At 72.0% G+C, this 10,724-nt stretch carries 12 protein-coding genes and 2 rRNA genes; 12 read left to right on the top strand and 2 right to left on the bottom strand.

Features of this window, described 5'->3' with window-relative positions; translation table 11 throughout:
• From C1J00_RS29475 to C1J00_RS45970, 4 genes are all read left to right on the top strand, one after another.
• A 23S ribosomal RNA gene (locus C1J00_RS29475) occupies positions 1-105 on the top strand; the annotation flags it as partial.
• Between the two features lie 105 nt (positions 106-210).
• Positions 211-327: ribosomal RNA gene (gene rrf / locus C1J00_RS29470) — 5S ribosomal RNA — on the top strand.
• 224 nt (positions 328-551) lie between these two features.
• Positions 552-1,811, top strand: a complete 1,260-nt coding sequence (locus tag C1J00_RS47970) for a hypothetical protein (RefSeq protein WP_219728381.1) — start codon at positions 552-554, stop codon at positions 1,809-1,811.
• Positions 1,748-2,536, top strand: coding sequence for a tetratricopeptide repeat protein (locus C1J00_RS45970; protein WP_219728380.1), 789 nt, complete (start codon positions 1,748-1,750; stop codon positions 2,534-2,536). The genes C1J00_RS47970 and C1J00_RS45970 overlap by 64 nt, the downstream gene beginning before the upstream one ends.
• Before the next feature lie 83 nt (positions 2,537-2,619).
• Here the strand turns inward: C1J00_RS45970 and C1J00_RS29460 are convergent, their stop codons facing one another.
• Complete coding sequence (locus C1J00_RS29460) at positions 2,620-3,912, bottom strand: DUF1015 domain-containing protein (protein ID WP_102912041.1); 1,293 nt, start codon at positions 3,910-3,912, stop codon at positions 2,620-2,622.
• A gap of 72 nt (positions 3,913-3,984) precedes the next feature.
• On the opposite strand from C1J00_RS29460, the gene C1J00_RS29455 reads away from it, so the two are divergent.
• From C1J00_RS29455 to C1J00_RS29440, 4 genes are all read left to right on the top strand, one after another.
• On the top strand, positions 3,985-5,016 hold the full coding sequence (locus tag C1J00_RS29455) for an HAD hydrolase-like protein (RefSeq protein ID WP_102912040.1): 1,032 nt from the start codon (positions 3,985-3,987) through the stop codon (positions 5,014-5,016).
• Positions 5,017-5,102: 86 nt separating this feature from the next.
• Positions 5,103-6,146 (top strand): FecCD family ABC transporter permease, encoded by a 1,044-nt coding sequence (locus C1J00_RS29450; protein WP_102912039.1) that lies wholly within the window; start codon positions 5,103-5,105, stop codon positions 6,144-6,146.
• Positions 6,143-7,183 (top strand): FecCD family ABC transporter permease, encoded by a 1,041-nt coding sequence (locus C1J00_RS29445; protein ID WP_102912038.1) that lies wholly within the window; start codon positions 6,143-6,145, stop codon positions 7,181-7,183. The genes C1J00_RS29450 and C1J00_RS29445 overlap by 4 nt, the downstream gene beginning before the upstream one ends.
• Entirely contained in the window at positions 7,180-8,064 is an 885-nt protein-coding gene (locus C1J00_RS29440; RefSeq protein WP_102912037.1) for an ABC transporter ATP-binding protein, read from the top strand. The genes C1J00_RS29445 and C1J00_RS29440 overlap by 4 nt, the downstream gene beginning before the upstream one ends.
• On the opposite strand, the gene C1J00_RS29435 is transcribed toward C1J00_RS29440, so the two are convergent.
• The gene (locus C1J00_RS29435) at positions 8,048-8,395 is read right to left on the bottom strand and encodes a sterol-binding protein (RefSeq protein WP_102912036.1); all 348 of its coding nucleotides are present in this window, start codon (positions 8,393-8,395) and stop codon (positions 8,048-8,050) included. The genes C1J00_RS29440 and C1J00_RS29435 overlap by 17 nt on opposite strands.
• Positions 8,396-8,437: 42 nt before the next feature.
• Between C1J00_RS29435 and C1J00_RS29430 the strand changes: the two genes are divergently transcribed.
• From C1J00_RS29430 to C1J00_RS47965, 4 genes are all read left to right on the top strand, one after another.
• Positions 8,438-8,713 (top strand): hypothetical protein, encoded by a 276-nt coding sequence (locus C1J00_RS29430; RefSeq protein WP_102912035.1) that lies wholly within the window; start codon positions 8,438-8,440, stop codon positions 8,711-8,713.
• A gap of 7 nt (positions 8,714-8,720) precedes the next feature.
• Complete coding sequence (locus C1J00_RS29425; protein WP_102912034.1) at positions 8,721-9,536, top strand: TlyA family RNA methyltransferase; 816 nt, start codon at positions 8,721-8,723, stop codon at positions 9,534-9,536.
• Positions 9,533-10,438, top strand: coding sequence for an NAD kinase (locus tag C1J00_RS29420; RefSeq protein WP_031112347.1), 906 nt, complete (start codon positions 9,533-9,535; stop codon positions 10,436-10,438). The genes C1J00_RS29425 and C1J00_RS29420 overlap by 4 nt, the downstream gene beginning before the upstream one ends.
• 168 nt (positions 10,439-10,606) lie before the next feature.
• A partial coding sequence (locus C1J00_RS47965) for an AAA family ATPase (RefSeq protein ID WP_342751760.1) occupies positions 10,607-10,724 on the top strand: 118 nt, incomplete at its 3' end.

Below are 10,724 nucleotides of genomic sequence, written 5' to 3'. Positions count from 1 at the left end.
TTGAGAGGGTAAGGCTCCCAGTAGACGACTGGGTTGATAGGCCGGATATGGAAGCACGGTAACGTGTGGAGTTGACCGGTACTAATAGGCCGAGGGCTTGTCCTCAGTTGCTCGCGTCCACTGTGTTAGTTCTGAGACAACGAACAGTTGTCGGCTTTGAGCAGAACAGACAATAGAAGAGTGTGCTTGTTCGCTCGAAACCATTAGGGTTTCGGTGGTTATAGCGTAGGGGAAACGCCCGGTTACATTTCGAACCCGGAAGCTAAGCCTTACAGCGCCGATGGTACTGCAGGGGGGACCCTGTGGGAGAGTAGGACGCCGCCGAACAATCTTTGGAAGGACCCTTGGTCCCAGCGTTCAGCTGGGACCAAGGGTCCTTTTTGTTTTTGCAGTGCGCACCGGGCAGCCGGCTGCGCGAGAATGACTTGCGGTACCTAAGACAGGAGTCACCATGTCCACCAACTCTCCCGACGACCGACCGGAGCGCGACCAGCGGCGACGGGAGGGCGACCGGAACGACCGTGGCGGTCAGCGCGGGGGCCGCGGAGACCGTGGAGACCGTGGCGGCTTCAGCCGCGGGAACGACCGGGGCGGCAACGACCGTGCGGGTCACGGGCGTCGTGAAGGCGACCGGGGCGATCGCCCTGACCGCGGGGACCGTGGCGGCTTCCGCCGGGACGACAACCGTGCTGGTGGGCACGTGCGGCGTGATGACCGTGACCGTGGGCCGCGCAGGGACGACCGCGACCGCGGTGGGTTCCGGCGTGACGACCGCGGTGACCGCCCCGCCCCCCGTCGGGACGACCGTGGTGAGCGTCGAGACGACCGGGACCGTGGCGGTTTCCGGCGGGACGACAACCGTGCTGGTGGGCACGTGCGGCGTGATGACCGTGACCGTGGGCCGCGCAGGGACGACCGGGACCGCGGTGGGTTCCGGCGTGACGACCGCGGTGACCGCCCTGCCCCCCGGCGCGACGACCGCGGTGACCGCCCGGCCCCTCGGCGTGACGACCGCGGTGATCGCCCTGTCTTCCGTCGGGACGACCGTAGTGACCGCCCGGCCCCTCGGCGTGACGACCGTAGTGACCGTCCCGCCTTCCGTCGGGACGACCGTAGTGACCGCCCGGCCCCTCGGCGTGACGACCGTAGTGACCGTCCCGCCTTCCGTCGGGACGACAGGCGTGACGACCGTCGCGATGATCGTCGGGGCGAAGGACGCGAGGGCGACCGCGGTGGTTTCCCCCGCCGCGACGACCGTGGCGGTTTCCGTCGCGACGACAACCGCGACCGCGGCTTCCGCAGCGACGATCGTGACCGTTCCAGGGACGGTGACCGCGGTTTCCGGCGTGACGACCGCGGTGGATTCAGGGGCCGTGACGAGCGCCGCGGGGACGACCGTGGGGAGCGTGGCGGTTTCCGCCGAGACGACGCCGGCCGGGGCGACCGTCCGGCCTTCCGTCGGGACGAGAGCCGCAGTGACCGCCCTGCTTTCCGTCGGGACGAGAGCCGCAGTGACCGCCCCGCTTTCCGGCGGGACGACAACCGCGGCGACCGAGGTGGCTTCCGCGGCCGTGACGACCGTGGCGCGCGCGGTCCCCGGCGCGACGACCGTGGCGACCGCCCGGGCTTCCGGCGTGACGGCGATCGGCGTGACGGCGACCGGGGTGGTTTCCGCGGCCGTGACGACCGGCACGGTTCCGGCCGGTTCCGTGAGGAGCGGGAGCGGGACAGGGAGCCCATCAAGCGGCTGCCGATCCCGGAGGACGTCACGGGCGAGGAGATCGACAAGGACGTACGGCAGGAGCTGCTGAGCCTGCCCAAGACGCTCGCCGACGATGTCGCCAGGAACCTGGTGATGGTCGCGCGGCTCCTCGACGAGGACCCTGAGGGCGCGTACGGATACTCCAGGGTGGCGCTGCGGCTGGCGTCGCGTGTCGCCGCCGTACGGGAGGCCGCCGGATTCGCCGCGTACGCCAGCCAGAAGTACGGCGAGGCGCTGGCCGAGTTCCGGGCCGCCAAGCGGATGACGGGGAACATCGACCTGTGGCCCGTCATGGCCGACTGCGAGCGCGGGCTCGGGCGGCCGGAGAAGGCGCTGGACATGGCCGGGGCGCCCGAGGTGCACAAGCTGGACAAGGCCGGGCAGGTCGAGATGCGACTCGTCGCGGCCGGTGCGCGGCGGGACATCGGGCAGCTGGACGCGGCCATCGTGACGCTGCAGAGCCCGGAGCTGGCCGCGAACTCCGTGCAGCCGTGGACCGCGCGACTGCGGTACGCGTACGCCGACGCGCTGCTTGCCGCCGGGCGGGAGAGCGAGGCGCGGGAGTGGTTCGCGAAGGCCGTCGAGGCCGATCGCGACGGCAGCACCGACGCCTCGGACCGGCTCGCCGAGCTGGACGGCGTGGAGTTCGTCGACGCCATGGTCGAGGACGAGGGCGACGAGCCCCAGGATCCGGCCTCGCCGACGGCGGACGAGGACGACCAGCACGAGGGCGACAAGCTCGAGAGCGACGAGGACGAGAGCGACAAGGACTGACGTCCGTGGGGAAAGGGGTGGGATCCGGGCCGGGAGGCCTCGGGGTCCCGCCCCTTCGTCGTGTCAGCGCTGTTCCGGTCCGGTCAGAGGTCCAGCGCCCGCAGGACCAGACCCGTCGCCGGCTTCGGGCCGAACGACGTCGACTTGCGGGGCATCGTGACGCCCTGGCGGGCCAGGTCGCGGACGACCTCCTCGCGGACCGGGTGCATCAGGACGGCCGTTCCGCCGTCGCGTTCCGCCTTCTCCACCGTGGCCGTCGTGTCGTGGATGTAGGCGACGTGGGCGGGCGAGTCCTCGGAGATGCGCCACACGTGCTCAAGGAGCGTGGCGTGCAGGACCGTCGCGTCGAGGGTGCGCCAGGCCTCCGGGCGGTCGGCGGGGATCGTGCGGGCCAGCAGGTCCGGGTCCGGGTGGTCCACGAGGTGGAAGGCGCCGTCCCCGGCCAGCAGGAACGCGTTGCCCGCGCGGGCCGCTTCGGCCAGCGTGTCCAGGGCCTCGGGCAGCGGCACTTCGAGGCGGCGTACGCGGAAGCGGCCCTCCAGGGCGGCCACGGCGTCGCCGACCGGCAGGTCGTGCAGGAGACGGTGGATCGCGCGCACCCGGAGGGGATAGCGGGCCGTGTCGACGAGGAGGACCAGGCCGTGGTCCCAGGGGCTGGGGGAGGGGTGCTCCGTGCGGAGGCGGCGGTAGGTCGCCCAGCGGTGGTGGCCGTCGGCGATGAGGGCCTGGTGCCGGCCGAGGTCGGTCTGGATCGCGGCCAGGTCGTCGGGGGAGGTCACCGACCACAGGCGGTGGCGGAAGCCGTCCTCCGTCGTGGTGGCGAGGAGCGGAGGGCGTTCGGCGATGCGCTCGATCAGGTCCGCCGTGACGGTCGTCGAGCCGTCGCCCCGGTAGGTGAGGAGCAGCGGTTCGAGGTTGGCCGAGGTGGCGCGCATGAGGGCGGCGCGGTCGGCGACGATGTGCGGCATGACGTCCTCGTGCGGCAGCACCACCTGCTCGGCGGGGTCGGACACGCGCAGGGCGCCGATGATGCCGCGTTGCAGCATGCCGTCGCCGTCCTGCTGCTCGTAGACATAGAGACCCGGTTCCGGGTCGGTGGTCAGGACGCCCTCGGACAGCCAGCGGCGCAGGGTGTCGGCGGCCCGTTCGTTGCGGGCGCTGGGCGTGGCCGCCTGGGGGAGGATAAGGCGGACGATGTTGTACGGGTCGGCGGACTCGAGGTGGTGCAGGCCGTCGGGGCGCACCACGACGTCGTACGGCGGAGATGTGACGGCGGCAAGACTGCCGACCCGGTCGGGGTCGTAACGAAGGCCTCGGAACGGGGCGAGTTCCAGGCCTCGGTGCGTCGTTGCCTCCGAGTGACCTGCTGAGTTCATCCCGGCATCGTACGGCTGTCGGTGGCATGGGGGATGATCGGGGGAAAGCCGTCGAACGAGGAGCGATGCGGGATGAGCCGGAGCGTCAGGACGAGGCCCGAGGCCAGTGGGCAGGCCCTGAGCGAGGCGTACGACACGGCGCTGCTCGATCTGGACGGAGTCGTGTACGCGGGTGGGAGCGCGATCGCGCACGCGGTCGAGTCGCTGGCCCGGGCCCGGGAGGGCGGGATGCGTCTGGCGTACGTGACGAACAACGCGCTGCGGACTCCGGACGCGGTGGCCGGGCATCTGACGGAGCTGGGGATACCGACGGGCGCGGAGGATGTCATCACCTCGGCGCAGGCGGTCGCGCGGCTGATCAGTGAGCAGGTGCCGCAGGGCGCCCGGGTGCTGGTGATCGGCGGTGAGGGGCTGCGGGTCGCGCTGCGCGAACGCGGGCTGGTGCCCGTGGAGTCGGCGGACGACGATCCGGCGGCGGTGGTGCAGGGGTTCGGCGGCCCCGATCTGCCGTGGGGCCGGTTCGCCGAGGCGTCCTACGCGGTGGCGCGCGGCGTGCCGTGGTTCGCGTCCAACACCGACCTGACCATTCCGAGCGGGCGGGGGATCGCGCCGGGCAACGGCGCCGCAGTCGAGGTCGTCCGGATCGCCACGGGTGCCGAGCCGCAGGTCGCGGGAAAGCCGCTGCCCCCGATGCACCGCGAGACGATCCTGCGGACCGGGGCGCAGCGGCCACTGGTGGTGGGGGACCGGCTGGACACGGACATCGAGGGTGCGTTCAACGGCGACGTCGACTCGCTGCTGGTCCTGACCGGTGTCACCGACGGCGCGCAGCTGCTGGCCGCACCTCCGCGGCACCGGCCGACGTATGTGGACGCGGATCTGCGCGGGATGCTCGGCCGTCAGCCGGAGGTCGTCGCAGCTGGCGAGGCCGGGTTCCGGTGCGGTGGCTGGACGGCGACGGCCGGTGCGGACCGGCTGGAGCTCGACGGCGAGGGTGAGGCTCTGGACGGGCTGCGCGCGTTGTGCGCCGCGGCGTGGACGGCGGCCGGTGAGGGTGCGTGCGGGCTGGACGGGGGGAAGGCAGTGGCGCGGCTGGGTATCTGAGCGCCTGTCAGCGCCCGGGCCGGGTACCCGGAACGGACCGGGAAGCCCAATCTTGCTCGAATGCGAGGGTAGGCTAACCTAACTGGGTGTTGGTCGAGAGTCCCCCTGAACAGCGCGCGGAGACCGCCCCCGCGCCCCCGACCCGAGGGGCGGTGCGAGCCTTCGGGCTGCTGCTGTCCGTCGCGATCCTGGTGCTCGTCGCGCTGGCGAGTATCGCGATCGGTGCGAAAGAGCTCTCCCTCGGTCAGGTCTGGCACGGCCTGTTCGAGGACTCGGGGACCTATGGGGACGTCGTCGTCGCGGAGCGGCTGTCGCGGACCGTGCTCGGGCTGCTCGCGGGCGCCGCGCTCGGCCTGGCCGGAGCGGTCCTGCAAGCCCTCACCCGCAACCCGCTGGCCGACCCGGGTCTGCTCGGCATCAACGCCGGTGCCTCCGCCGCGGTCGTCACGGCCATCACCTACTTCGGGGTGACCTCGCTCAGCGGCTACGTATGGTTCGCGTTCTCCGGCGCGGCCGCGGTCGGGGCGCTGGTGTGGTTCCTCGGCGGCAGCCGGGGCGCGACGCCGGTTCGGCTCGCGCTCGCCGGTACGGCCATCAGCGCCGCGCTGTACGGCTACCTCCAGGCCGTGATGATCATGGACGAGGCGGCGCTCGGCAAGATGCGCTTCTGGACGGTCGGTTCGCTGGCCTCGGCGACCGACTCGACCATCACACAGGTCCTGCCGTTCCTGCTGACCGGCACGGTCCTGGCGCTGGCGTTGGCCCGGCCGCTCAACGCGATGGCCATGGGCGACGACACCGCCAAGGCCCTCGGAGCCAACCTGAACCGGACGCGGGCGCTGTCGATGCTGGCCGCGACCGTACTGTGCGGGGCCGCGACCGCCGCGTGCGGGCCGATCGTGTTCGTCGGGCTGATGGTGCCGCACGTCGTGCGCTCCTTCACCGGGCCCGACCTGCGCTGGATCCTGCCGTACGCGGCGCTCCTGTCGCCCGTGCTGCTGCTCGGCGCCGATGTCATCGGCCGCATCGTGGCCCGGCCCTCGGAGCTCCAGGTGGGCATCGTCACCGCGATCCTCGGCGGGCCGGTGTTCATCTTTCTCGTACGACGGCGGAGGACGGCGCAGCTGTGAAGACCACCAACCGTGCCGTGCGGACCCCGGGCGGGCTCTCGGTACGCCTGGACGTGCGGGCCGTCACCGTCGTGCTCCTGCTGATCGTCGCGACGCTCGTGGCGAGTGTCGTGCTCATCGGCACCGGCGACTTCCCGATCCCGACCGCCGACGTGCTGCGGACGCTCGTCGGCGAGGGCAACCCGGGTCAGGAGTTCATCGTCACCGAACTGCGGCTGCCGCGGGTCCTCGTCGGGCTGCTGGCCGGCGCCTCACTCGGACTCGGCGGGGCCCTGTTCCAGGCCATCTCCCGCAACCCGCTGGGCAGTCCGGACGTGCTCGGTCTCGGGCAGGGGGCGACGGCCGGCGCGCTCGTGGTGATCGTGCTGAGCTCCGGGAGCGCCAACCAGGTCGCCGCCGGGGCGCTGGTCGGCGGCCTGGTGACCGGGCTCGCCATCTACGTGCTCGCCTGGAAGCGGGGTGTGCACGGCTACCGGCTGGTCCTGGTCGGCATCGGCGTCTCCGCGATCGTCACGGCGGTCAACGGCTACCTGCTCACCAAGTCCGACATCGTGGACGCGGCCCGCGCGGTCGTGTGGATGACCGGGTCCCTCGACGGCCGGGACTGGGACCAGGTGTGGCCGCTGTTCGCGCTGACCGCCGTGCTGGTGCCGCTCGTCCTCGTCAACGCACGGGGCCTGCGGATGATGGAGATGGGCGACGACGTGTCGTACGCCCTGGGGGTGCGGGTCGAGCGTGTCCGGCTGCTGCTGATGGTGGCGGCGGTGCTGCTCACCGCGTCCGCCACCGCCGCGGCCGGTCCCGTCAGCTTCGTCGCGCTCACCGCGCCGCAGCTGGCCCGGCGTCTGACCCGCTCGCCGGGGCCGAACCTGCTGCCCTCGCTGTGCATGGGCGCCGCCCTGCTGGTCGTCGCCGACTGGGTCTCGCAGCGGGCGTTCGGCGCCGAGCAGTTGCCCGTGGGGGTGGTCACCGGCGTGCTCGGCGGGGTCTACCTGGTGTGGCTGCTGGTCAGCGAGCGCAGGGCGGGCCGGATATGAGCACCTGGGTGGAGAAAAGCACCAGCGGACTGAACAACCAAGGGAGCACCGTGAACCGCCTGTCCGCCGAGAACGTCACCCTCGCCTACGACCAGCGGGTCATCGCGGAGCAGTTGTCGGTGGAGATACCCGACAACTCCTTCACCGTGATCGTGGGCCCCAACGCCTGCGGCAAGTCGACACTGCTGCGGGCGCTGTCGCGGATGCTCAAGCCGAGCGAGGGCCGGGTGCTGCTCGATGGGCAGGTCATCCAGTCGATGCCCGCGAAGAAGGTCGCGCGGACCCTCGGCCTGCTGCCCCAGTCGTCCATCGCGCCCGACGGCATCACGGTCGCCGACCTGGTCGGCCGCGGCCGCTACCCGCACCAGGGCATCCTGCGCCAGTGGTCGGCCGAGGACGAGCGCGTCGTCCAGGAGTCCATGCGCCAGACCGGCGTCGCAGAACTCGGCGACCGCTACGTCGACGAACTCTCCGGCGGCCAGCGCCAACGCGTGTGGATCGCCATGGCCCTCGCCCAGCAGACGCCGCTGCTCCTCCTCGACGAGCCGACGACGTTTCTGGACATCCAGCATCAGATCGACGTACTGGACCTGTGTGCGGAGCTGCACGAGGAGCAGGGGCGCACGCTCGTCGCCGTGCTGCACGACCTGAACCACGCCGCCCGCTACGCCACCCACCTCATCGCCCTGCGCGAGGGCCGGGTCGTCGCCGAGGGCCCCCCGAAGGACATCGTCACGGCCGGACTGGTCGAGGAGGTCTTCGGGCTGCGCTGCCAGGTCGTCGAGGACCCGGAGACGGGCACGCCGCTGGTCGTGCCGGCGGCGCGCAGGGCCCGCGCCCGGGCCGCGGTCGGGAAGGTCGCGGCTACAGAAGCTTCCTGAGCTGGAGCAGGTCCCGCACGCCCGCGTGCAGTTTCACACGGCCGGAGCCCCAGGCCTTGGCGAAGCTCAGTTCGCCGCCGACCAGCGCGACCAGGTCGTCGCCGGTCATGGCCAGTCTGATCTCGGCCTTGCCGGGCGGCGGCCCCGGCACGGTGTCGTGCACCTCGATCCGCCCGCCGCGCATCCGGCCGGCGAAGGTGACGTCGAGGTCCGTGATGTGGCAGCTCACCGAGCGGTCCAGGGCCGCGGCGTCGCGGACGTCCCCTTCGGCGCGCTGCATGCTGTCCGAGAGCTTGTCGAGTGCGCTGCGGCACTCCTCGATCGTGGCCATCGCGATCGACGGTACCGCAGCGGTTCGCGGTAGCGTCGGGGCATGGACGACGCAGTTCCCGAGATCCCGCCGGCGGCGGAGGACGAGCCGGCGTACGACCCCGCCGCCCCGGCCCCCCTGAACGTGCCGCGCTCGCCGACCGGCGACGCCGGTGTGGACGCCGCCCTGGACCGGCTCGGCGACGCGGACCACCTCGCCACGGACGGGCATGTCGGGGTGTACGAGGATGTACACCGGGGGCTGCGCGACGCGCTGACCGCGCTCGACGCACGCCCGGGACCTCCCGCGCCCCCGACGCCGCCTGGACCTAGGAGCTGAACCGAACGTGGCAGGAGTCGCACGCCGCCGTCTGGACGCGGAGCTGGTCCGCCGGAAGCTCGCGCGCTCGCGCGAGCACGCCGCGCAGCTGATCGCCGCCGGGCGGGTCTCCGTCGGCAGGACCGTCGCGACCAAACCCGCCACGCAGGTGGAGACCGCGGCGGCGATCGTGGTGACCCAGGACGACAGCGACCCCGACTACGTCTCGCGCGGCGGCCACAAGCTGGCCGGCGCGCTCGCGGTGTTCGGGCCGCTGGGGCTGGCCGTCGAAGGGCGCAGGGCGCTCGACGCGGGCGCCTCCACCGGCGGTTTCACCGATGTCCTGCTACGGGCGGGCGCCGCCCATGTCGTCGCCGTGGACGTCGGATACGGACAACTCGCGTGGTCCCTGCAGAAGGATGAACGCGTCACCGTCAAGGACCGTACGAACGTACGCGAGTTGACGCTTGAGGCGATCGATGGGGAGCCAGTGGATCTTGTCGTGGGGGATCTGTCCTTCATCCCGCTCGGGCTGGTCCTGCCCGCTCTGACGCGGTGCGTGAAGCCGGACGCCGACCTGGTGATGATGGTCAAGCCGCAGTTCGAGGTGGGCAAGGAGCGCCTCGGCAGCGGGGGAGTGGTACGCAGCACCCAGCTGCGGGCCGACGCGGTACGAGGGGTGGCCGGGAAGGCCTGGGCGCTGGGGCTCGGGGTGAAGGGCGTGACGGCCAGTCCGCTGCCCGGACCGTCGGGGAATGTCGAATACTTTCTGTGGCTGCGGTCCGGGGCACCGGAACTGGACCCGGCCGAGGCAGACCGTGCAGTGGCGGAGGGGCCGCGTTGACCGAGAACCGAGCTCGTACTGTTTTCCTGCTCGCCCACACGGGGCGGCCCGCCGCCGTCCGCAGTGCCGAGCTCGTGGTGAAGGGGTTGCTGCGCTCCGGTCTCGGCGTGCGCGTCCTGGAGGCCGAGGCGCGCGACCTGCCGCTGCCGGCCGAGGTGGAGCTGGTCAAGGAGGCCACTCCCCAGTGCCTCGACGGTTGTGAGCTGCTCATCGTGCTGGGCGGTGACGGCACGCTGCTGCGCGGTGCCGAGTTCGCGCGGGCGTCGGGCGTGCCGATGCTCGGCGTCAACCTCGGGCGCGTCGGGTTCCTCGCGGAGGCCGAGCGGGACGACCTCGACAAGGTCGTCGACCGGGTGGTGACCAAGGCGTACGAGGTCGAGGAGCGGATGACCGTCGACGTCGTCGTGCACCGCAACGGGGACATCGTGCACACGGACTGGGCGCTGAACGAGGCGGCCGTCCAGAAGGTGTCCGCCGAGCGCATGCTGGAGATCGTCCTGGAGATCGACGGGCGGCCGGTGACGGGGTTCGGCTGCGACGGGATCGTGTGTGCGACGCCCACGGGGTCGACGGCGTACGCCTTCTCGGCGGGCGGGCCGGTGGTGTGGCCGGAGGTCGAGGCGCTGCTGATGGTGCCGATCTCCGCGCATGCGCTGTTCGCGAAGCCGCTCGTGACATCGCCGGATTCTGTGTTGGCTGTGGAGGTTCTGCCCCACATTCCGCCCGGGGTGCTGTGGTGCGACGGGCGGCGGACCGTGGAGTTGCCGCCGGGGGCGCGGGTGGAGGTGCGGCGTGGGGCCGTGCCGGTGCGGCTGGCGCGGCTGCACCACGCCTCGTTCACGGACCGGCTGGTGGCGAAGTTCGCGCTGCCGGTTTCCGGGTGGCGGGGGGCTCCTCACTAGCGGTTCGCAGGGGGTGGTCGCTCGTCGGCGGCGGGTGCGGGTCGGCCGTGGCCGTGCGCGCAGTTCCCCGCGCCCCTTGAGGTCGGTGTCCACCCGCGTGGGTGACGGAGACGGGCCAGTCGCAATTGGTTGCCCGGACCTCGTAAGGTCGTGTCCGTGTTGGAGGAGATGCGGATACGGTCGCTGGGCGTGATCGACGATGCTGTCGTCGAGCTGTCGCCCGGGTTCACCGCGGTCACCGGTGAGACGGGTGCGGGCAAGACCATGGTGGTCACCAGCCTGGGGT

This window comes from Streptomyces cahuitamycinicus (genome assembly GCF_002891435.1).
Taxonomy (GTDB): Bacteria; Actinomycetota; Actinomycetes; order Streptomycetales; family Streptomycetaceae; genus Streptomyces; species Streptomyces cahuitamycinicus.
The sequence above is the reverse complement of the archived record's forward strand: the minus strand, read 5'-3'. Positions and strand labels throughout refer to the sequence as shown.